This window comes from Pseudomonas sp. SLFW, from assembly GCF_009905615.1.
In the GTDB taxonomy this organism is placed as follows: domain Bacteria; phylum Pseudomonadota; class Gammaproteobacteria; order Pseudomonadales; family Pseudomonadaceae; genus Aquipseudomonas; species Aquipseudomonas bambusae.
On the sequence record NZ_JAAAKW010000001.1, the window covers coordinates 753,042 to 773,897 of the forward strand.

The 20,856-nt window shown below is 58.0% G+C and carries 19 protein-coding genes; 9 read left to right on the forward strand and 10 right to left on the reverse strand.

Going from position 1 to position 20,856, the window contains the following annotated elements:
* Positions 1-2: 2 nt before the first annotated feature.
* The 5 genes from GVN17_RS03165 (at position 3) to GVN17_RS03185 (ending at position 5,329) form a co-directional block, all read left to right on the forward strand.
* Positions 3-794: a tetratricopeptide repeat protein gene (locus GVN17_RS03165; protein WP_166593755.1), complete on the forward strand. Its 792-nt coding sequence runs from the start codon at positions 3-5 to the stop codon at positions 792-794.
* Positions 795-1,056: 262 nt separating this feature from the next.
* Positions 1,057-2,244, forward strand: coding sequence for an alpha-xenorhabdolysin family binary toxin subunit A (locus GVN17_RS03170; protein ID WP_166593756.1), 1,188 nt, complete (start codon positions 1,057-1,059; stop codon positions 2,242-2,244).
* Positions 2,245-2,247: 3 nt separating this feature from the next.
* On the forward strand, positions 2,248-3,246 hold the full coding sequence (locus tag GVN17_RS03175) for an alpha-xenorhabdolysin family binary toxin subunit B (protein WP_166593757.1): 999 nt from the start codon (positions 2,248-2,250) through the stop codon (positions 3,244-3,246).
* 210 nt (positions 3,247-3,456) lie between these two features.
* Positions 3,457-4,524, forward strand: coding sequence for an alpha-xenorhabdolysin family binary toxin subunit A (locus tag GVN17_RS03180; protein ID WP_166593758.1), 1,068 nt, complete (start codon positions 3,457-3,459; stop codon positions 4,522-4,524).
* A 28-nt stretch (positions 4,525-4,552) separates the two neighbouring features.
* A complete protein-coding gene (locus GVN17_RS03185; protein WP_166593759.1) occupies positions 4,553-5,329 on the forward strand; it encodes a hypothetical protein in 777 nt (258 codons plus the stop codon).
* A gap of 54 nt (positions 5,330-5,383) precedes the next feature.
* Here the strand turns inward: GVN17_RS03185 and GVN17_RS03190 are convergent, their stop codons facing one another.
* The 5 genes from GVN17_RS03190 to GVN17_RS03210 form a co-directional block, all read right to left on the reverse strand.
* Entirely contained in the window at positions 5,384-6,547 is a 1,164-nt protein-coding gene (locus GVN17_RS03190) for a type III PLP-dependent enzyme (protein ID WP_166593760.1), read from the reverse strand.
* Between the two features lie 625 nt (positions 6,548-7,172).
* The gene (locus GVN17_RS03195; RefSeq protein ID WP_166593823.1) at positions 7,173-8,342 is read right to left on the reverse strand and encodes a betaine/proline/choline family ABC transporter ATP-binding protein; all 1,170 of its coding nucleotides are present in this window, start codon (positions 8,340-8,342) and stop codon (positions 7,173-7,175) included.
* An 11-nt stretch (positions 8,343-8,353) separates the two neighbouring features.
* Positions 8,354-9,007, reverse strand: a complete 654-nt coding sequence (locus GVN17_RS03200; protein ID WP_166593761.1) for an ABC transporter permease — start codon at positions 9,005-9,007, stop codon at positions 8,354-8,356.
* Positions 9,004-9,960 (reverse strand): glycine betaine ABC transporter substrate-binding protein, encoded by a 957-nt coding sequence (locus GVN17_RS03205; protein ID WP_166593762.1) that lies wholly within the window; start codon positions 9,958-9,960, stop codon positions 9,004-9,006. The genes GVN17_RS03200 and GVN17_RS03205 overlap by 4 nt, the downstream gene beginning before the upstream one ends.
* 26 nt (positions 9,961-9,986) lie before the next feature.
* On the reverse strand, positions 9,987-10,700 hold the full coding sequence (locus GVN17_RS03210; protein ID WP_166593763.1) for an ABC transporter permease: 714 nt from the start codon (positions 10,698-10,700) through the stop codon (positions 9,987-9,989).
* Positions 10,701-11,031: 331 nt separating this feature from the next.
* On the opposite strand from GVN17_RS03210, the gene GVN17_RS03215 reads away from it, so the two are divergent.
* Entirely contained in the window at positions 11,032-12,615 is a 1,584-nt protein-coding gene (locus GVN17_RS03215; protein WP_166593764.1) for a peptide chain release factor 3, read from the forward strand.
* 187 nt (positions 12,616-12,802) lie between these two features.
* Here GVN17_RS03215 and ggt read toward each other — a convergent pair whose 3' ends face one another.
* A complete protein-coding gene (gene ggt / locus GVN17_RS03220; protein WP_166593765.1) occupies positions 12,803-14,470 on the reverse strand; it encodes a gamma-glutamyltransferase in 1,668 nt (555 codons plus the stop codon).
* Between the two features lie 161 nt (positions 14,471-14,631).
* Complete coding sequence (locus tag GVN17_RS03225) at positions 14,632-15,531, reverse strand: NAD-dependent epimerase/dehydratase family protein (protein WP_166593766.1); 900 nt, start codon at positions 15,529-15,531, stop codon at positions 14,632-14,634.
* Positions 15,532-15,748: 217 nt separating this feature from the next.
* On the opposite strand from GVN17_RS03225, the gene GVN17_RS03230 reads away from it, so the two are divergent.
* Positions 15,749-16,795 (forward strand): hypothetical protein, encoded by a 1,047-nt coding sequence (locus tag GVN17_RS03230; RefSeq protein ID WP_166593767.1) that lies wholly within the window; start codon positions 15,749-15,751, stop codon positions 16,793-16,795.
* 24 nt (positions 16,796-16,819) lie between these two features.
* On the opposite strand, the gene GVN17_RS03235 is transcribed toward GVN17_RS03230, so the two are convergent.
* A complete protein-coding gene (locus GVN17_RS03235) occupies positions 16,820-17,716 on the reverse strand; it encodes a LysR family transcriptional regulator (protein ID WP_166593768.1) in 897 nt (298 codons plus the stop codon).
* On the reverse strand, positions 17,713-18,282 hold the full coding sequence (locus GVN17_RS03240) for a TetR/AcrR family transcriptional regulator (RefSeq protein WP_218576053.1): 570 nt from the start codon (positions 18,280-18,282) through the stop codon (positions 17,713-17,715). The genes GVN17_RS03235 and GVN17_RS03240 overlap by 4 nt, the downstream gene beginning before the upstream one ends.
* 145 nt (positions 18,283-18,427) lie before the next feature.
* Between GVN17_RS03240 and GVN17_RS03245 the strand changes: the two genes are divergently transcribed.
* Together GVN17_RS03245 and GVN17_RS03250 are read left to right on the forward strand one after the other, a co-directional pair.
* Complete coding sequence (locus tag GVN17_RS03245; protein ID WP_166593769.1) at positions 18,428-19,072, forward strand: glutathione S-transferase; 645 nt, start codon at positions 18,428-18,430, stop codon at positions 19,070-19,072.
* 81 nt (positions 19,073-19,153) lie between these two features.
* Positions 19,154-20,125 carry an alpha/beta fold hydrolase gene (locus GVN17_RS03250; protein ID WP_166593770.1) on the forward strand — a complete coding sequence of 324 codons (972 nt, stop codon included), beginning with the start codon at positions 19,154-19,156 and terminating at the stop codon, positions 20,123-20,125.
* Positions 20,126-20,164: 39 nt separating this feature from the next.
* On the opposite strand, the gene GVN17_RS03255 is transcribed toward GVN17_RS03250, so the two are convergent.
* On the reverse strand, positions 20,165-20,749 hold the full coding sequence (locus tag GVN17_RS03255; RefSeq protein ID WP_166593771.1) for an NAD(P)H-dependent oxidoreductase: 585 nt from the start codon (positions 20,747-20,749) through the stop codon (positions 20,165-20,167).
* Positions 20,750-20,856 lie beyond the last annotated feature (107 nt).

The window sequence follows — 20,856 nt, forward strand, 5'->3', positions numbered from 1 at the left end:
TCATGAGCTGGACACTGCGACGGGAAGACGTGCTGAACGGCCAACAACTGCGTGACATGCTTCAGGAAAACCCTGCAAGCGCAGCGCGGGCAATCCTGATTGCGGCGCAGGAGAACATGGTCGAGGCTCAGGCGTTGCTGGGTCAGATTTTGCTGGACGGCACCGGCATCGAACAGGACGCAGCGCTGGCCCTGATCTGGTTTCAGATCGCCTCGCGCAACGGTCATGCGATGGCCACCAACATGGCTGGGCGTTGCCACGAGCACGGGTGGGGCTGCGAACCCGATGCCACCAAGGCTGCCGAGTATTACCGGCAAGCCGCAGAAGTCGAACTGGATTGGGGCTTTTATAACTACGGCAATCTGCTGGCGACCGGGCGCGGCGTCAACAAGGATCAGGCCCGCGCCCTGGCGTGTTATCGCAAGGCTGCGCACATGGGTCACGCCAAATCTATGAACCTGCTGGGCCGCTATCTCGAAGAAGGCGTGAGTTGTGAACAGGACGTGCAGGCCGCGCACGACTGGTATCGCCGCTCGGCAGAGGCTGGTGATTTTCGTGGGCAGTTCAGCCATGCCGCCGTGCTCGCCGATCATGGGCGAATCGAAGAAGCGGTCGTTTGGCTAAAAACAGCCCTTCAAATAGGCAACCTCAACTACTTGCGCGTGAGCCGCAAGACGCTGTTGCAAGCGAGGCACCCGCAGGTTCGCGCCTTGGCACTGGATTACCATCAACGTGCGGCAGAGATGGGCAATCAGGAAGACGCGGCGGAATATCGTGCACTTTTAAACGATTGAGGGGCGAAATATGTAACTCGGTTTGCCTGAATGAAATTTCAAAACACCTGCAATCACATCTTCCCCCCCTGATTTAATTGAGCGAACTCGACTCTCTCTTTCACAATCCTGAATTGTCCTACAGGCACAGACTATTTTTCCGCTTTGACCTCTTCAAAAGCACAACTTAATCTCCTTCTCGTGCAGACACATTAAACACTCTGCATCTGAAGCATTTATTAACTTCAGAAAAGTAACGCGACATCATTAAAGGACTAATGATATGTCTCAATTTGCAGAAAACCTTGCGACCGACGCAGCAAACGATCCTGCGAGACTGTTTGGCTCATCGGTAGCGACCCCGCAAGACGATGCCCGAGACACCGGGCTGATCCTGACCAAAGAGCAGGTCAAAAACCTCAAGAAATACGAGATTGCCGGCTTGGCACTCCCCACCGTTCTGAAAGACGTCATTGCCTATCTGGGTTACGAAAGGGGCGCGGGCCGTGGCCTGGAGGCTGCTGACTTTCAGCAGACGTTCACACTCATCAACGGCCACGCCCGACTGTGGAATCCTCTGCGCACAGATCTGCTGACCGTCAACACCAAACTCGTGGTGTTCGCCGGCTCCATCCAGGTCTATGGCGCAAGCATGCAAGAGGTCTTCGACGACATAAAGACACTGGGTCTGATCGAAAAATACAACATCAAGACACTTGAAGACCTGCGCAAAGTCGAACTTCAGCTGGGCAAAAAATTCCCGGGCATTGAGGCCGAAGATCGCAATGACCTGGGTTATTACCTGGACCAGGTTCTCAATAAAGTGAAAGAGCAGGAAACTGAAGCCCTTCGTATCAAACAGCGTCTTGACGCGTTTGGCAGACAATTGTCTGAACAAGTAGGCCCAGCCATCAAGTTCAAGCTGTCACTCATTGACAACAACAAGCTCGGTAGCGAAATCAAAGCACTGCAAGTAAAAATCGATAACCGCGCACTGGCCATCGAAGAGAAAAACAAGGAATACAAAGAACTGGTCAAGCAGGCCATCGGTGCCGTCGCGGGCAATCTGGTCATGATGATTTACTCCAGTGTTCAAGCCGAAAAGATCCGAAAAGAACGCAATAAGTTGACCGAAGAGCAGGAAAAGGACATCGCGCTGATGGCGCAAAAGAACCGGATCCTGGCGTCGCTTGGCCGGGTTCGGATGGACTTTCAGAACCTTGACCTCATCGTGATTGACGCTGACATCGCCACCAAGAACCTGATCAGTGTCTGGAACTCGCTGGGCACATTCATCGCCAGTTCCGCAGCTGAAGTCAAAGGCATCAACGATGCGCTGTCCATGCGCCGGTTCAAAAATCAATTCAACCTGGTGGTTAAACCGTGGGAAACCATCGAGGTGGACGCCAAAAAATTAGAACGCGTGTTTGCTGAAGCTGACCGCGAATTCAGAGAAGATTACGGAGTTTAAACCATGAGCACTATTTCCCGATTCCCGACCCGCGCCGATTACCCCGAATTGGACATCCACGCGCTGCAACAGGCGAAGACCCAAGCATCGAACGCCACCATTGAGGTGAAGCGGCTTTTCACCCAGACGCAGTACTTGCCATCATTGCATAACCGAATCTCTGATCTGGATCGTTCGCTACGTAACGCACATTCCAAGCTTCGCGACATCGCCCAATCGATGGATATCCTGTTAGGCATCAACGTTGGCACACTCCGCGAACTTCATGAGGAGTTCCAGAGCGCCCCCGAGTCCGATAAGGAAGAAATCATCGAGGACATCGTTCATCGAGTTGAAACCATCCTGGGTATCGTCGGCAAGAAAGAGATGACGCTCAGCAATTTGATAACCGCCTTGGCAAGTCCCATTGACCGCGCCGCCACCCAGTCGTACATCAAGCAACTCGAAGACGATCAAGCGCGTTTGCCGTCGGAAGTGCTGGAAATCAAGGAACGCCAGACTGCGCTGGAAGAAAAGCGAAAAGCGCTGACAGACGCAATGGCGGTGATCGAAGCCAAGGGTTTCAGCGCATTGGCGAAAGACACAGCGTTGACCGCGCAGGAGCTGGTGAAACTGGGCATGACACCACCGCAACTGATTGCCGTGGAAGGCGCCATCGAACTGGTGCAACAGATCCTGGAAAAAGCCGAAGGCCTGATCAACTACCTCGGCATGGTCGAAGCCCGCAACGCGCTGCGCAAGCAGATCGATGCGCTGATCGCCAGCACTCAGGAAAAGGCCCATGAACTGCGTCTGGTCACGTCCAAAAAACAGCTGATCGTCGCATGCCATGATTTCGACGATCACCGCGCGCAGTACATCGCCGAGTTCGAAAAAATCGTTACCGCCAAGCGCTCTTTCCTGAGCACGCACAGCGCTGTCAATGCTGAGAATCAGGACACTATCGCTCAACTCATCGTAGACGCGCTGGCACTGGCGAAACATCTGAAAGTGATCCCCTGACATTCATCTTCAGCGCTGAACAGCGCCGGCCGGGAAGAGCGAAGCCTGTTCGTCCCGGCTTCTTACCTGAGGCCGCTGGACTCACACCAGCCCTGCCTCTCTCGCACTTCCTCTCATGACAGGATCAACATGATGAACCCTTCCAATGGACTGGATGACGCACCCCTTCGCACGGAGAAACTTGATCTGGCGCAGCGCCTGCCTGGCACATTGATCGCTGCGGCGGCGGGCACGGATAAAGAAGCCGTTCGCGCGCCCGGCCTCATTCTGACGAAAGAACAATTGATCAATTTGAAGCGCTATGAAACCTATGGCCTCGCGCTGCCGACGACGCTTAAAGAGGTTGTCGGGTATCTCGGTTACGAAAAAGGTGCGGGCCCTAATCTCGAAGCCAAGGATTTTCAGGCAAGTTTCAGCCGCATTCATCGTCATGCATCACAATGGAATCCGCTTCGCACCGACCTCATGAACGTCGGCAGTGAGTTGTGGGTATTCGCCGATCAGATGCAGGTGTATGGAAAAGCTGCCCAGCAGCTTTACGACGAAATCAAGGCCAAGTCTTCCGAAGCATTGGCTCCGGAAGATCACGCGGATTTCCTGCACTACGTTCAAGAGGTAGCTACCCTCGTCCTGCGCCGCCAGGATGCGACAGTGGCGCTCAAACGTCGCCTCGATACTTTCTCCGATCAATTGTCGGCGGACGTGATGCGTGATTTGACGGGCAAGTTAAAAAGCATCGACACCCACTCGTTGCCTCAGGACATTCGTGACCTGAACAACGCCATCAATCGACGTGCCAGTGATATCGAGGAAATGCAGCGGGAATACCAGACCTTGGTCAAGAAATCGGTTGGCGCAAGTTTTGCGCTGATTGGCCTGGGCATCTACTACGGCATCGATGCCGACAAGGTGCGCAAACAGATCAATGCGCTGCGCCTGCAACAAGAGAAAAGCATCGATCTGTTGTCGCAGAAAAACACTATCCACGCCTCATTGCAGCGGGTACGCAATGATGTGCAGGACCTTAATCTGGTCATTGTCGACGCCTACACTGCGACCACGAACATGGCGGTCGTATGGGCGGCCCTGGACACGTACCTGAAACATTCGGTTCAAGAGGCAGGCAAGATCGACAGCACACTGGGTCTTCGTCGTTTGCTGAACGCTTTCAATCAGGTCGCCAAGCCCTGGGAGCAAATCAAAACCCAGGCGGACCTGTTGCTGAAGGTGTTCAAAGACGCCGACCGTGAGTTCCGCAGAGATTACGGGCATCAATGACCATCTGTAACGCCAAGGAGGGCGCACAATGACAACGCATCTCATCGATTCCGAAGACGTCGCTTATCTTGGATTCAACATCGGCTATCTCGATAAGCTTCCTCAGTACATCGAAGCCTTCAAGATCAAACTCGACCTGGTGCCACAGGCCGAGTACGGCAAATACAAAGAGCCCGCGATGGATCAGACCGTTGCGACGGCGCGGCAGGGCGCTCCGCTCTGGCGCACCAGTGCGACGCAGATTCGCGCGATCCACCAAGACACCAAGAAGACACTGAGCGAGGCGATTTCCCTGTTGGACAGCAACCCGTTCGACAGCCGGATCAGGCAAATCACGCAGGACCTGTCACGTCACGAAGAGGCATTCAGACGACAACAGGCAGAATGCGAGCGCATCATCGTTTGCGCCAAACAGACCATCCCCCGGTTCATGGACTTCATGAACATGAGGACGTACGAATACGCGAAACGAAAAGGGCTGCTGATCAAAGGAGCCTCCAGAACACTTCCCGAGACACTCAACAGCGCGCTAAGAGATGAGAGCCGTCTGGCCTCGGCAAGAAGCAGCCTTGAATGGCATCGACGCGCTTACAACACGACGATTCTCTCGGCAGGCAATATGGGCGCTTATTGCTCACGCCTGTCTGGCCTTCTGAACGCCACGGTTCGGGAAGTCCGGGGTTTGAAGGCAAATCAGTCACCTCGGCGTATGAAGGTGTCCTGTCAATCAGCTGCCAGTTCTGCCCGTGAGGCGCAACGTCTGGTGGACTACACGTTCGCCTATATCCTGCGATTCAGTTTTTGAAATGCAAAAAAAACGGCATCTCAATGGATGCCGTTTTCTTATGAGCGCTGACGCTTAGATGTAGAACGATTTCAGCGGCGGGAAGCCGTTGAATTCAACAGCGCTGTAGCTGGTGGTGTACGCACCCGTGGACAGCCAGTACAAGCGGTCGCCGATGGCCAGGTTCAGTGGCAAGCCGTACTTGTAGTTCTCGTACATGATGTCGGCGCTGTCGCACGTTGGACCGGCGATCACGACTTCTTCGACTTCGCCTTTCTTCTCGGTCCAGATCGGGAACTTGATGGCTTCGTCCATGGTTTCGATCAGGCCGGAGAACTTGCCCACGTCGGTGTAGACCCAACGCTCGACGGCGGTGCGCGACTTGCGTGCAACCAGTACGACTTCGCTGACCAGGATACCGGCGTTGGCGATCAACGAACGGCCCGGTTCCAGAATGATTTCCGGCAGGTCATCACCGAAATCTTCCTTCAGGAAGCGGATGATTTCTTCAGCGTAGGTTTCCAGGCTGTTGGTGCGGGTAATGTAGTTGGCCGGGAAGCCGCCACCCATGTTGATCAGCTTGAGTTCGATGCCGTCTTCTTCTTTCAGGCGCTCGAAGATCACCTTCACTTTGGCAATCGCGGCGTCCCACACGGAGATGTCGCGCTGTTGCGAACCCACGTGGAAGGAGATGCCGTAAGGCACCAGACCCAGGTCACGGGCCAGGATCAGCAGATCCATCGCCATGTCGGTCTGGCAGCCGAATTTGCGCGACAGAGGCCAGTCAGCGGTGGTCGAGCCTTCGGTCAGAATGCGCACATAGACTTTCGAACCCGGAGCGGCCTTGGCGATGTTGCGCAGGTCGGCTTCGGAGTCGGTCGCGTACAGGCGCACGCCCTTCTCGTAGAAGTAGCGAATGTCCTTGGATTTCTTGATGGTGTTGCCGTAGCTGATGCGATCCGGGCCAACGCCGCGGTCCATCACTTTATCCAGCTCGTAGATCGAGGCGATGTCGAAGCTCGAACCTTTCTCTTTGAGCAGGTCGATGATTTCGACGGCCGGGTTGGCCTTGACCGCGTAGTAAACCTTGGCGAATTCGAAACCGGCACGCAGGTCATCGTAGGCCTGACTGATCATGGCGGTATCGATGAGCACGAACGGGGTTTCTTGCTTGTCGGCGAACGCCTTCATTTTGGCGAAGGTGCTTTTCTCGAAATAGTCTTCGACCTGGATCGACATGCGGGGGACTCCTGTTGGCAAACGGTAAAAAACAATGGGTGCAAATGAACGTCCTCCGTATCCCCACTTTGGTTCGCCTACTTCCCAAGGCCGTTGACCGAAAGCAAAAAGGCCATCCGGTCATGCATCCCCGGTTGGCCTTGCTGTCTCGTCGTCAGTACTTGAGCCGGATGGATCGTTTCCAGCATGGACGTTCGGCGCGAACTTTAGGACCTGAAGGGCTGGAGATCAACAAAAAATGTCGCGTTTCTGCCCGTTTTTGCCAGACGGGCCAGTACGCTCGTTCAATCACCCTGTAGTAACCGACCGATGTGACAGGCTGATGTTCCCGCTGATCGAATAGGCAGACGAACGCACTGCAGCGGCACGACTTGCCAGCGGCTGTGATTTCGATGGCGCTGCCTTGGGAAGCCGTGTGGCGAGAGAGGTGGGTCTCAGGCGAGAGAAGCGTTATCGGTGCGATCCCATCGCGAATGAATTCGCTCCCACAGGTCGATTGCATTTCGACCGTCAGAGGGTGGCAAGTGGTGCTGCTATAAAGGCTGAACGCGCGCTGACTGTGGGAGCGAATTCATTCGCGAAGCTGTGGGATCAGGCGCTGGGGGTTGCGCCTGATCCCGTTACCTTAAACCGACGCCGCCTGCTCCGCCGCTTCTGCTGGCGAAACGATATTGGTCTTCTTACCCCGCGACTGCCCCGAACTCAGGTACGCCGCGATCGACTCTTGCGTCACTTCGCCCAGGAACACGTTCTCGGCGTCCAGCACCGGCAGCCACGCGCGGTTGAACTCGTACATGCGCGACAGCAGGATGCGCAGGTGTTCGTCGTAGGCGGCGGTGGCGTTGAACGGGCGCAGGTATTGCTCGCAGGTGCCGGTCTGGCGGTGCAGGTCGCGGCGACGTACGTAGCCCATGGCCTTGTTCGCGGCGTCGGTGACGACCACGTAGCGGCGGTCATTTTCGTCCATCGCTTCCAACGCATCGGCCACCGGCGTTTCCGGGCTGACGCTCGGCGCGTTGTCGGCGGCGTCTTCGGCTTTCACCAACAACAGGCGCTTGAGGGTGCTGTCCTGCCCGACGAAGTTGCTGACGAAATCGTCTGCAGGGTGCGCCAGCAGCGTGTCCGGGTGATCGATCTGCAGCAGTTTTCCCGCACGGAAAATCGCGATCTTGTCACCCAGCTTGATGGCTTCGTCGATGTCATGGCTGACCATGATCACGGTCTTGTTCAGCGCACGCTGCATCTCGAAGAACTCGTTCTGGATCATCTCGCGGTTGATCGGGTCCACCGCACCGAACGGCTCGTCCATCAGCAGCAACGGCGCATCGGCCGCCAGTGCGCGAATCACGCCGATCCGCTGTTGCTGGCCACCCGACAATTCGCGCGGATAGCGATGCAAATACTGCTTCGGCTCCAGCTTTATCATGCTCATCAGCTCGCGGGCGCGGTCGTGGCATTTCTGCTTGTCCCAGCCCAGCAGCTTCGGCACGACCACAATATTTTCTTCGATGGTCATGTTGGGGAACAGGCCGATCTGTTGAATCACGTAGCCGATGTTGCGGCGCAGGGTCACTTCGTCGAGCTGAGTGGTGTCTTCGCCATTGATCAACACCTTGCCGGAGGTCGGCATGATCAGGCGGTTGATCATTTTCAGCGTCGTACTTTTGCCGCAACCCGACGGGCCAAGGAACACGCAGATTTCGCCTTCATTGACCGTCAGGCTCACGGAATCGACGGCCTTCACTTCCTTGCCATTGCTCTGGAACGTCTTGGTGAGGTCTTGCAGTTCGATCATGGTCTTGGCAGTCATTTGAGCAATCCTTTTGGAGTCAGCGAGCGTTGCAGCCATTGCAGAAGCAGGTCAGCGAAGATGGCCAGAATGCTGACCAGAACGGCGCCGACGATGAGCATCGACATGTCGCTGCGGCTGATTGAAGCGAGGATGAGGACGCCGAGGCCACCGGCACCGATGGTGGCGGCGATGGTCATGACGCCGATGTTCATGACCACGGCGGTGCGCACACCGGCGAGGATCACCGGCACGGCGATGGGCAGCTCGACCATGCGCAGGCGCTGGCCGAAGGTCATGCCGATGCCGCGGGCGGCTTCGCGAATGCCGGGTTCAACGCCGGTCAGCGCCAGGTAGGTATTGCGCATGATCGGCAGCAGCGAATAAAGGAACACCGCCGTGATCGCAGGCAATGGCCCAAGGCCCTGGCCGAACTTGGAGTAGAACGGCAGCAACAACCCGAACAGGGCAATCGACGGCACGGTCAGCAGCACCGTCGCGCTGGCTTGCAGGGGGCCGGCCAGCGCCGGGAAGCGCGTCATGACCACGCCCAACGGCACGCCCACCAGAATCGCCAGGGTCACTGCGATACCGACGAGGGTGATGTGTTGCAGGGTCAGGTGAAACACCTGATTCCAGTCCAGATGAGAAAAAGCGCTGAAGAAGCTCATAGTTTCTTCTCCTGTTGCTCTACCGGCGTCTGTTTGATCGGCACGCTGTCAGCGGAAGGATTGATCGGATGGCTGCGCAGGAAATCGGCCGCCACGACGGTAGGACTTTCGTGATTGACGTCGATGCGCGCGTTCAGGTCGATCATGGTCTGGTTATCCAGCAGCGCAGCCAGCGGCTTGAGCTGTTCGGCCAGTTGCGGGTGCTTGTCCAGGTACTCTTTGCGAATCACCGGCGCGGCGGTGTAGTCCGGGAAATAGTGCTTGTCATCGTCCAGCACCTTGAGCTTGAAAGCATTCAAGCGACCATCGGTGGTGTAGACCAGACCGGCGAACACTTGCCCGTTCTTCAACGCGGTGTACACCAGACCGGCGTCCATCTGGCGCGTGTTCTCGCGGCCCAAGTTCATATCGTAGTGCTTGACCAGCCCCACCAGACCGTCGGAACGGTTAGCAAATTCGGTGTCGAGCGCGACGATATGACCCTGTTTGGCTTCGTCTTTAAGCACAGCCGTCAGGCCTGAAACATTGGTGATCTGCGGGTATTGCTGCGCGACCTTGTCCGGCAGCGCCAGCGCATAGGTGTTGTTGAACTTGGACGGCGACAGCCACACCAGGCCCTTCTTCGCGTCCAGTTCCTTGACCCGTTGATAGGTCTGCTCACTGTTGAGCTTTTCGTCGATGTGGTTGTACGAAACCAGCGACACCCCGGTGTATTCCCAGAGCATGTCGAGCTGACCGGATTCCTGCGCACTGCGCGCCAGGTTGCTACCCAGGCCGCCGGTGATCTGAACCTGATAGCCTTTGTCGCGCAGGTATTGCGCGGTCAGTTCGGCGAGGATCGTCTGTTCGGTGAAGACTCGCGCGCCGATGCGCAACACCGGCATCTCGGCCGCCTGGGCTAACCCGGACAGCAGCAGGCCCGCGCCCACTATTAATGTGCATAACTTCTTCATGCGAATTCCTTTCTCTGCGCGACCCGTTATCGAGCCAGGCCACGTTCCAGCCAAAGACGACTCGCCAGGGTCACGGCGCCATCGAGCAACAGGGCCAGCAGCGCGGTACACGCGGCGCCCAGCACGAGTTGCGGCTGATTGTTCAGGGCGATGCCGGGGAAGATCAGGCTGCCAAGGCTGTTGGCGCCGATCAGGAACGCCAGTGGCGCAGTCCCGACGTTGATCGCCAGCGCGACCCGCACGCCGCCGATGATGATCGGCACGGCATTGGGCAGCTCGACGCGCCACAACACCTGACGCGGTGTCATGCCGATGCCGGTGGCGGCTTCTTTAAGCGAACCCTGAACGTTTTTAAGGCCTTCGTAGGTGTTGCGCACGATGGGCAACAGTGAGGCGAGGAACAGCGCGAAGATCGCAGGTCCGCTGCCAATACCCAGGACGCCCAGGGCGATGGCCAGCACTGCAAGAGGGGGAACGGTGTTACCGATGTTGAAGATCTGCATGAAACGTTCGGCGCGGCCAACCATGTTCGGTCGGCTAAGCACAATGCCGGTCGGGATTCCGACCACCAGTGCCGCCAGCATGGACGCCAGCACCAACATGACGTGGGCTTGCAGGTAGAACAGCAGATCATCCTGATACTGCTTGAGTGTATCGATGCCGATCCAGTGGATCAGCAGGGCCAGGAGTACGACAGCGGTCGCACCTCCCATCAGCCCCTTGCCATAGCGATTAGCCACGGGCGGACTCCTTATTTCAGTCGGCGAACGCCTCGCGTGAACGGCCATTTCTGACCATCTGCGAACGTTCGCGAAGAGCAGCGGGTGGGTCGCCGGAAAGGGTTGAACCTCGGCGAAAACACGAGCCATGAGCGCAGCTTCGTCAAGCTAACTTGCTGATTTTGCGTCCCTTGGCGGTTTGCATTGCCAGGGAGTGGACGTCTCCGGAACCGCAAAGGTTCCCACGCGAGATGCTATTTGGCCACCCTTGATTGACTGAACGGTTCGGTTATTGCTTTCGTTTGGGCTATAATCGCCGCCCTTTTTTGAATCACCTCTCGGGCGATTTCCCATGACCAGACAGGCCGCCGAAGTCGCGAAACGCCGCACTTTCGCCATTATTTCTCACCCCGACGCCGGTAAGACCACCATCACTGAAAAGCTTTTGCTGATGGGCAAGGCGATTGCCGTCGCCGGTACGGTGAAATCCCGCAAATCCGACCGCCATGCCACGTCCGACTGGATGGAGATGGAAAAGCAGCGTGGTATTTCCATTACCACGTCGGTCATGCAGTTCCCCTATCGCGAACACATGATCAACCTGCTCGACACCCCGGGCCACGAAGACTTCTCGGAAGACACCTATCGCACCCTGACCGCAGTGGACTCGGCGCTGATGGTGCTCGACGGCGGTAAGGGTGTAGAGCCGCGGACCATCGCCCTGATGGACGTCTGCCGTCTGCGCGACACGCCAATCGTCAGCTTCATCAACAAGCTCGACCGCGACATCCGCGACCCTATCGAACTGCTGGACGAAATCGAAGCGGTCCTGAAGATCAAAGCCGCCCCGATCACCTGGCCGATTGGCTGCTACCGTGACTTCAAGGGTGTTTATCACCTGGCCGACGACTACATCATTGTCTACACCGCCGGTCATGGTCATGAGCGTACCGAAACCAAAATCATCGAGAAGCTGGACTCCGACGAAGCCCGCGCCCACTTGGGCGACGAGTACGAGCGCTTCATCGAGCAACTGGAACTGGTGCAGGGCGCCTGCCACACCTTCGATCAACAAGAGTTTCTCGACGGCCAGTTGACCCCGGTGTTCTTCGGGACCGCACTGGGCAACTTCGGTGTCGATCACGTGCTCGACGCCGTCGTGGACTGGGCGCCGAAGCCGTTGGCACGGGTGGCCAATGAGCGCACCGTCGAGCCGGTGGAAGAGAAGTTCTCGGGCTTCGTGTTCAAGATTCAGGCGAACATGGACCCTAAACACCGCGACCGCATCGCGTTCATGCGCATCTGCTCGGGCAAGTACGACAAGGGCATGAAAATGCGCCATGTGCGGACTGGCAAGGACGTGCGCATCGGCGACGCGCTGACGTTCTTCTCCAGTGAGCGTGAACAGCTGGAAGAAGCCTACGCGGGCGACATCATCGGTCTGCACAACCACGGCACGATCCAGATCGGCGACACCTTCACTGAAGGCGAAGGCCTGGGCTTTACCGGTATTCCGCACTTCGCACCGGAACTGTTCCGCCGCGTTCGTCTACGTGATCCGCTGAAATCCAAGCAACTGCGTCAGGGTCTGCAGCAACTGGCCGAAGAAGGCGCCACCCAGGTGTTCTTCCCGCAGCGCAGCAACGACATCATTCTCGGCGCGGTCGGTGTACTGCAGTTCGACGTGGTCGCGAGCCGCTTGAAGGAAGAATACAAGGTGGAATGCTCCTACGAGCCGATCACCGTGTGGTCAGCTCGCTGGATCGATTCGAGCGACAAGAAGAAGCTCGAAGAATTCGAGAACAAGGCCGTGGAAAACCTGGCACTGGACGGCGGCGGTCACCTGACCTACCTCGCGCCAACGCGGGTCAACCTGAGCCTGATGGAAGAGCGCTGGCCAGACGTGAAATTCCGTGCGACGCGTGAGCATCACTAAGCAAATGACCTGAAGGCCTGATGGTTTTCACACTGTGGGAGCGAATTCATTCGCAAGACTCACGCTCAGACGATAATTTTCTGTCGTCTGTACCGGCGTCTCGCGGATGAATCCGCTCCCACAGTGGTTTGCGGGGCTGACTGGCTCTGCTCAAAGCACAAAACCGTAAGACCGCGCTGATCCTGCCCTACTTCACAACCTCCCCTACGCCTCGCCCTCTCGGGTCCGACGCGGTTTCGACTTTCGTGCCGTCGATCTTGATCGCCTGAATGTTGCCCATCGACCAGCCCTGATCTTTCAGCGTGTAGCCCATTGCCTTGAGTTCGTCGGCGACTTTCTCGTTCAGCGGCGCAAATTTCTCGGTGTAGATCGTGTCCTTCGGCAGCAATTGATGATGAACCCGCTGCGCGGCGACGGCGTCTTTCAGGGGCATGTGGAAGTCATAGAGGTTATTCAGCACCTGAAACACGGTGGTGAAAATCCGTGAGCCGCCCGGCGTGCCCAACACCAGTGTCACGGCGCCGTCCCGAGTCACCAGACTCGGGCTCATGGACGACAGCATTCGCTTGCCCGGTTCGATGGCGTTGGCGTCACCACCGACTACGCCGAACGCATTCGCCACACCGGGTTTGGAACTGAAATCGTCCATCTCGTCGTTCATCAAAAAACCCGCGCCCTTGACCACCACGCCGCTGCCGTAATCCCAATTCAGCGTGTAGGTATTGCTGACGGCGTTGCCCTTGGCATCGACGATGGAAAAGTGGGTGGTCTGGTGAGACTCGAGCCCGGCCTTTACGTTCTCGGTGGGTGAAATGGCGGTCGGGTTGATCTCGCGAGCGCGATCGGCCAGGTACACGTGATCAATCAGCTCGCTGACCGGCGCCTTTGAAAAGTCCGGATCGCCCAGATAATTCGCACGATCGGCGAACACACGTTTTTCAATTTCAGCGAGCAAGTGAATGTAACGCGCCGAGTTCAATGGCACGCCCTTGAAGTCATCGGCCAACTGCTCTTTTATGCCGATCAACTGCGCCAGCGCCACGCCGCCGGAACTCGGCAGCGGCGCGGTGTAAAGGGTGTTGCCATTGAAATTGACATGCAGCGGCTTGCGCCACACGGCTTTGTAATCGGCCAGGTCCTGTTTGGTGATCAGGCCATTGTCAGCTTGCATTTGTGCAACGAGCAGGTCGGCGGTCTGGCCTTTGTAGAACTCATCCGCCCCCTTGTCGGCAATACGTTCCAGGGTCTTGGCGAGTTCGGGCTGGCGGAAAATTTCGCCTTTTTTCATGCTGCCGAAATAGTCGCCGAAGTGGGTCTTGCCGTTGAGCTGCTTGATCGCCTCGGCGCCGTACATGTTCTGTTTCTCGGCGACGGTGAAGCCGTTCTTCGCGTAGCCGATGGCGGGGGTCAGCAGTTCAGACCACGGCAACTTGCCGAATTTCTGGTGTGCCTCCCACAACCCCATGACCGTGCCCGGCACGCCGGAAGCACGGGCGCCGATCAGGCTCATGCCGGGAATCACGTTGCCCTTGTCGTCAAGGTACATGTCGCGGCTGGCGGCCTTGGGCGCGGTTTCGCGATAGTCGATGAAGTACGGTTTGCCATTCATGAAGAGGGTCATGAAGCCCCCGCCACCGATGTTGCCCGCTTCGGGATAGGTCACGGCCAGGGTGAAGGCTGTCGCGACGGCGGCATCGACCGCGTTACCGCCTTTTTTCAGGATTTGCGCGGCCACTTCAGCGCCGTACTGGTCAGGTGAGGCCACGGCGCCGCCCTCCAGCGCAATGGCGTACACCGGAGAACTGACGGCGAAAATCACCGACAAGGCGAGGGTTTTGAACGTCGCGACTCGCATGGAGCTTCCTTGTGAATGAACAAAGGTATCAGCTTGTGACAGCCGGGCTGTCTGAATGCTGACCAGACTAGCGCTCTGTGCTCTGCGATGTCCGGTAAATATTGCTCAAACGCAAACGGCCACCCGTAGGTGGCCGCTAAACATTGTTGGAGCGCGCTCATTCAAGCACGGATCATTTCATTGCGAATCCACTCGATCACCGACGTGGTTTTCGGCACCCAGCCCAGCAGCTCACGCGCGTGTTTGCCACGGACCCGGCTGTTGGAACCCAGACCGTAATTGGCCATTTCATAACCCCACTCGGCCTCGGCGTCTTTCAGCGGCCAGTCCTGCGCTTTGCCCAGCCCCATGGCGTCGGCAATGGCGTTGCTCATGTCGAGGAAGGACGCTTCGCCACTTTCGACAAAGTAGAAAGTCCCGGCCGGGTTCTTCTCCAGCGCCAGTGCGTACAGCTCAACCACGTCGTTGATGTGCACGTTGGACCAAATGTTGCCGCCGGTGCCGACGTGACGTACGACGCCGCTCTTGCGTGCTTGTTTAACCAATCGTGGCAGCTGCACGCTGTCGCGCTTCACACCCAGGCTGTGGCCGTAGATCAGCGTGTTGCAGAGGACCGCCGAACGTACGCCGTCTTTCGCGGCGGCGAGCACCAGGTCGTCGATGGCGACGCGGGCGGCCTTGTCCGGCGTCGCGGCAGGCAGCTGGTCTTCGTAGTAAATCTTGTCGGTGCCTTTGCCGCCCGATGCGTCGCCGACGATGCTCGATCCGCTGGTATGCAAGAAAGGTTTGTTCGAACCTTTCAGGCCTTCGATCAACGCTTCGACAGCACCGCGATGATCGCTGCTGGCCGCGTTGATGACGCCGTCCGCCTGGCGGGCTTGCTCGGTGAGCAGGGCGTTATCGTCAAGTGTGCCAATGACCGGGACGATGCCCAGCGCCTTGAGTTCTTCTGCCTGTTCCGCGCTGCGCACCAGACCGGTGACCTGATGGCCCTTACGAGCCAGGCCCGTTGCATTGGAGCCACCGATAAAACCTGCGGCGCCGGTAATGAATATGTTCATGAGGTGACTCCCGTTCGTGGTAAGCGATAGCGGTCAGTATCGGCCTGGGATTCGTTACGAAAAAGGCAGGACAGACCAAATGCCTTTTGACCTGTGCGCACGAATCATCGCGATAAGCACGGCGCGTTTGATTTCGAATCGATCAGTTGGCGGCAGGTTGACGTGGCTAAGGTAAAGAGACGCATGGCTGCGAATACCGTTGCACGGAGCATTGTTCATGAAAGTGATTTCGACCCTGATGGCGATCCTGGTGATCACCCTCGCCGCGCTTTTCCTCAGGAACCTGGAAGGTCAGCCCTTCCTCGGGGCAGCACCTGATCCCGTCCAGGCTGACGTTGCCTTTCAAAAAGCCTTGAAGACGATCGAGGCATTCCCCGCCACACAAAGCGTGCAGGAAGTCAGCGTCGATCCCCACGCCATCACCCTGAATCAGAAAACCCTCAACCTCACGTTGATCGACCACCCGATCACCGCCACCAAAGTCCGCACTGAAGAGGTGACGAACCCCGATGGCTCACAAAGTATCCTGTGGTTCGGCAATCTCGAGCCTCACGCCAGCGTTCAGCCCGACATCCCGCAATGGCAGGACCCTCAAAATTCCATCACTCTGGTGAAATCCGGAGAAACGATCACGGGGATGATCAGGCAAGGCTCGCAGCTGTTTGAAATCCGTCCGGTCGGAGCGGATCGCCATGTGGTGGTCGTCCTGGACGGCACGAAAATGCCTCCTGAACGGGAAGAGCCGTTGCTTGCGAAACCTCCCTCGGGCAAGAAGACGACCGCGTCTTCGAGGTCGCTCGTGCCCTCCGCTGATCCCACGCTCACCCACATCGAGGTGATGACGGTCGTGCCGCAGAGCACAGTGGCTGAGTATCAGGGCGACATGGTGGCCTTGATGCAACTGGCCGTGGCCCTCGCCAATCAGAGCTACATCAACAGCATGGTTGGCATCAGACTGCGACTGGTCGCCTATCAGGTGACCGACGACATGCCGAAAGCAAGGCGTCCCGGTGCAGAACCCACGCGCCCGCAGAACTTCAAGGATGAGCAGATGGACGACTTGATCGCACTGCGCAACAAAAGCAGCGCAGATGTCGTCGTGTACATCTTTCGGGCGTCCCCGACCGGGGACGGAGCGCTCAGCTGTGGTCAGACGCTGCGAAACGGCTCAGCCGCCGACACGGCCTTCGCGATGGTGAATTACAAGTGCATCGCCAATTTCGCCTTCACGCGCGGGATCGGGCGGTTGCAGTCGCTCCGCTAGCAAAGGATGGTTGGCCACAGGACCTCACGCCGCATAATTCGCCAGCTTCTCCTGAATGAAATCCAGAAAGCACTGAATCCTCAGCGCCAGTTGCGAGTTGCGGTAATAGACCGCGTGAATCGGCTGGCGATAGCCGCTGTTGGCCTGTGACAGGACAACTTTCAGGCGACCAAGGCGGATGTCTTCGTGGGTCATGAAGTGCGACAGGCAGACGATGCCCTCTCCCGCCAACGCCAGCTGACGCAAGGTTTCGCCACTCGAAGCAGCGACCGTCGGCTGAATGAACAGCCGGTCACCCTCGCTGTGCCGCAAGGGCCAGTGATTCAGGGTTTCGGTCTGCGTGAAGCCCAACAACGAATGCCCGCTCAACGCTTCGACCGTCTTCGGCGTGCCGTGCTTTTTCAGGTAATCGGGGCTGGCAAGGATGTTCAGCGGGCTGGAACCGAGTGATCGCGCATGCAGCGTCGAATCGGCCAATGCGCCGATGCGGATAGCGACATCGGTGCTCTGCTCCAACAGGTCGATGATCAGGTCGTTGCTGTTCAATTCCAGCTGGATATCCGGGTAGAGCGTCCGGAATTCGGCCACGTAAGGCACGATGGAATGCAGCATGAACGGCGAGGCGGCGTTGATTCGCAGGCGTCCGAACGGTGTCTGTTGGCGCAGCGACATGCGCTCTTCCAGCTCTTCCATTTGCCCGAGGATCTGCTTGGCGCGTTCGAGGAAAAACTTGCCCTCTTCGGTCAGGTCCATGCGCCGCGTGGTGCGGTTGATCAGCGTGGTGCCGAGCTTGGCTTCGAGCCGTGACAAGGTGCGGCTGATGGCCGACGGCGTCTGACCGATCTGTTCCGCGGCGGCGGATATCGAGCCGCTTTCGATCACTGAAACGAAGACCTGCAGCTCATCGGACCGGGCCTTCATGGCAGCAGACCCGCCGCGCGGTAGGCCAGGATGGTGGTGTCGAACACGCCGATGTCGCCCCTTCCACGCGCCACCAATTGCGCGCCTTCCACCGCCGCGTAGATCGCCATCGCCTGCTGCTGCGCTTCGTCTTCGGACAGCTGCGGACGACAGGTGGCCAGCACTTCGCTCAGCCACTTCACATTGACGTCGGTGAAGTGATCAACCTCGACCCGCACCTCCGGCGGCAGGTCGTCGTATTCGGCGGCCATGATCCCGCACAGGCACATGCGGTTGTCGTTGACCAACGCCGCACGAAAGATTCCGGTGTAACCCTGTATCCACGTCTCCAGGTCGTCGGAATTGGCGCGCAAATCGCTCAGATAGGCGAAACCGTCTTCGGTGTAGCGCTTGGCCAAGGCACTGCCCAGATCCCCCTTGGTGGGGAAGTGGTAGTGAATGCTCGCGCTCTTGATGCCGACTTCCTTGGCCAGTTCACGAAAACTCAAGCCGTTGTAACCACGGGTCTGCACCATTTTGCGGGCGACCGTCATGATCGTTTCCCGGGTGTCCATGTTCGTGTTCATGTTCATGTTCCGTTACCCCCTTGGCGGGCGATGCCAAACTCTCGCCCGGCAAAAAAATTCTGCCTATCGATAGATAGGCATTGACAGCAAATTTCATCTGCGCGCATTGTATACCTACCGATAGATAGACAGCTATGGAGCTCGCATGAAAGTTTTCGACATTCCCGGTTTCCCCAATCCCCTGCGCATCCGAATCGTGCTGGCCGAAAAAGGCCTGGCCTCCAATGTGGAGTTTGTGAAGATCGACCTGCCCGCAGCGGAACACAAGCAACCGGCGTTTCTGGCGCTTAACCCAACGGGCACAGTACCCGTGTTGCAACTGGATGACGGCACCTATATTTCCGAATGCACCGCCATCACCGAATACCTCGATAACCTCGACGGCAATCCGACCCTGACCGGCAAGACGCCGAAGGAAAAGGCCGTCATCCATATGATGCAGAAACGTGCGGAATCCGAACTCGCCGACCCGGTGGGCTTTTACTTCCACCACGCCACTCCCGGTCTGGGCGCAGGCTTGCAGCCGTACAAAAGCCCGGAATGGGAAGGCCGCGTGGACTGGGGCAATCGTCAACGGGACAAAGCCGTCGCCGGCATGAAGTATTTCAACCAGGTGCTGAGCAGCCAGCCGTATGTGGCGGGTGACGCGTTCTCCATGGCTGACATTACCGTGCTTGCAGGTCTCGTATTTGCCGGCTTCGCCAGCATCGACATCCCTGAAGAATGCACGGCGCTGAAGTCCTGGCAAGCCAACGTGCAGCAACGCGCCAGCGTCAGAAGCCCGGCCTGACCACGTGTGCGCCCCGGCCTGCAAAGGGTCGGGGCGTTCCCATAATCCACTGATCTTTCAGCTCTTTTCGAGTACACCCACATGACCGTTTTCAACACCCATTGGGCGTTGCGCCAGACCCTGGCCATCGCTGCGCTGAGCGCTGCCTGTTCATTTCTGCCCGCTCACGCGAGTACCCCCCCGGCAGGCCATCAAGCCGCGCACAGCTATACCCATCAAACTGCGCCGACCCAATTCGTCGACGTGAACGGCGCGCGCCTGGCCTACCGCCGCTTCGGCAAAACCGGCGGCGTACCGTTGGTGTTTCTTCAACACTTCGTGGGCAACCTCGACAGTTGGGACCCGAAGGTCATCGACGGTTTTGCCAAGGATCGCGAAGTCATTCTGTTCGATAACGCAGGCGTCGCCAGCTCGAGCGGTGAAGTGCCGAACAACATCCAGGACATGGCCAAATACGCTGCCGGCCTGCTCCAGGCGTTGGGCGTGAAGAAGGCTGACTTGTTGGGGTTCTCGATGGGCAGCCTGATTGCTCAGCAAGTGGCACTCGACCATCCAGACGTGGTGCGTCGCCTGATTCTGGTGGGCTCATCGCCACAGGGCGGCGTGGGCATGGCGTCGCTGACACCTGAGTTCCAGGGCTATCTGGCGAAGAAACGCGACGTGCCGGACGAGTTGCTGCTGGACGTGTTCTTCACCCAGAGCGCTGAAAGCCAGGCTTCCGGTCGCGAGTTCCTGACCCGCCTGCGTGCGCGCAAGGTCAACCGCGACGTCAACGTCAGCGACAAGACGGCACCCGCGCAAGCCGCCGCCATCGCGGGTTGGGGTGCGCCGTCGGACCACGCCAACGACTACCTGAAAAACATCAAGCAGCCGACGCTGGTTGTCGCGGGCAGTCACGACATCGTGTTCTACACCGCCAACGACGTGACCCTGCAACAGAACCTGCCGAACGCCCAGCTGGAGATCTACCCCGATTCGAACCACGGGGCGATCTACCAATATCCAGATCTGTTCGTCAAACACGCCACGCTGTTTCTCAACGGCGTGAAGTGATCCCCAAACGCTGCGTCGTTATCCGACACGCAGCGTTATTCAGACGCCGAACACCGACGCCAGATGCGCTTCGTAGCGTTTCACGTCAGCCTCGATGTTCGGCACTTTCATCACGTCCACCGCCAGGAAGGTTGGCAGGCCTGTCATGCCGAGGAACTGATTGGCCTTGTGGAACGGGAAGTACACCGCGTCCACGCCCTTGCCTTCGAAGAAGTCGGTCGGGTCGTCGAATGCTTGCTGCGGCGCGTTCCAGGTGGCCGAAATCATGTACTGCTTGCCCTGCAACAGACCGCCGCTGCCGTATTTCTGCGAAGCGTCGGAGCGGGTGCGGCCGTCGTTGGCGTACAGGCTGCCGTAGCCTTCAGTGAAGACTTCGTCGATGTACTTTTTCACGGTCCACGGCGCGCCCATCCACCAGCCCGGCATCTGCCAGACGATCACGTCAGCCCAAAGAAATTTCTGCACTTCTGCAGCGACGTCGTAACCGCCGTCGATGAACGTCTGCTGCACGTCAAAACCGGCGCGGTCCATGAAGGCCAGCGCAGCGTCGTGCAGGGTGGCGTTGTAGCGGCCGTCGGAGTGCGCGAATTGCTTGCCGCCGTTAATGAACAGAACCTTCTTCATTGAAAACCTCGTCGTGACTCGATGTCGGGCCGCTTGCGAAAAAACGCCGCTGTCGAGCATTCATAAATGGGATGGAATGTTGGAATAGAGCGTTGGAATGGACGGCA

Excerpts from the sequence above, each read along its gene's own strand:
- GVN17_RS03215 (WP_166593764.1), top strand. The coding sequence starts at position 11,032 with ATGACCAGACAGGCCGCCGAAGTCGCGAAACGCCGCACTTTCGCCATT.
- GVN17_RS03250 (WP_166593770.1), top strand. The coding sequence starts at position 19,154 with ATGACCGTTTTCAACACCCATTGGGCGTTGCGCCAGACCCTGGCCATC.
- GVN17_RS03195 (WP_166593823.1), bottom strand. The coding sequence starts at position 8,342 with ATGATCGAACTGCAAGACCTCACCAAGACGTTCCAGAGCAATGGCAAG.
- GVN17_RS03200 (WP_166593761.1), bottom strand. The coding sequence starts at position 9,007 with ATGAGCTTCTTCAGCGCTTTTTCTCATCTGGACTGGAATCAGGTGTTT.
- GVN17_RS03190 (WP_166593760.1), bottom strand. The coding sequence starts at position 6,547 with ATGTCGATCCAGGTCGAAGACTATTTCGAGAAAAGCACCTTCGCCAAA.
- GVN17_RS03170 (WP_166593756.1), top strand. The coding sequence starts at position 1,057 with ATGTCTCAATTTGCAGAAAACCTTGCGACCGACGCAGCAAACGATCCT.
- GVN17_RS03165 (WP_166593755.1), top strand. The coding sequence starts at position 3 with ATGAGCTGGACACTGCGACGGGAAGACGTGCTGAACGGCCAACAACTG.
- GVN17_RS03205 (WP_166593762.1), bottom strand. The coding sequence starts at position 9,960 with ATGAAGAAGTTATGCACATTAATAGTGGGCGCGGGCCTGCTGCTGTCC.
- GVN17_RS03255 (WP_166593771.1), bottom strand. The coding sequence starts at position 20,749 with ATGAAGAAGGTTCTGTTCATTAACGGCGGCAAGCAATTCGCGCACTCC.
- GVN17_RS03230 (WP_166593767.1), top strand. The coding sequence starts at position 15,749 with ATGAAAGTGATTTCGACCCTGATGGCGATCCTGGTGATCACCCTCGCC.
- GVN17_RS03175 (WP_166593757.1), top strand. The coding sequence starts at position 2,248 with ATGAGCACTATTTCCCGATTCCCGACCCGCGCCGATTACCCCGAATTG.
- GVN17_RS03245 (WP_166593769.1), top strand. The coding sequence starts at position 18,428 with ATGAAAGTTTTCGACATTCCCGGTTTCCCCAATCCCCTGCGCATCCGA.
- GVN17_RS03225 (WP_166593766.1), bottom strand. The coding sequence starts at position 15,531 with ATGAACATATTCATTACCGGCGCCGCAGGTTTTATCGGTGGCTCCAAT.
- GVN17_RS03235 (WP_166593768.1), bottom strand. The coding sequence starts at position 17,716 with ATGAAGGCCCGGTCCGATGAGCTGCAGGTCTTCGTTTCAGTGATCGAA.
- ggt (WP_166593765.1), bottom strand. The coding sequence starts at position 14,470 with ATGCGAGTCGCGACGTTCAAAACCCTCGCCTTGTCGGTGATTTTCGCC.
- GVN17_RS03185 (WP_166593759.1), top strand. The coding sequence starts at position 4,553 with ATGACAACGCATCTCATCGATTCCGAAGACGTCGCTTATCTTGGATTC.
- GVN17_RS03240 (WP_218576053.1), bottom strand. The coding sequence starts at position 18,282 with ATGAACACGAACATGGACACCCGGGAAACGATCATGACGGTCGCCCGC.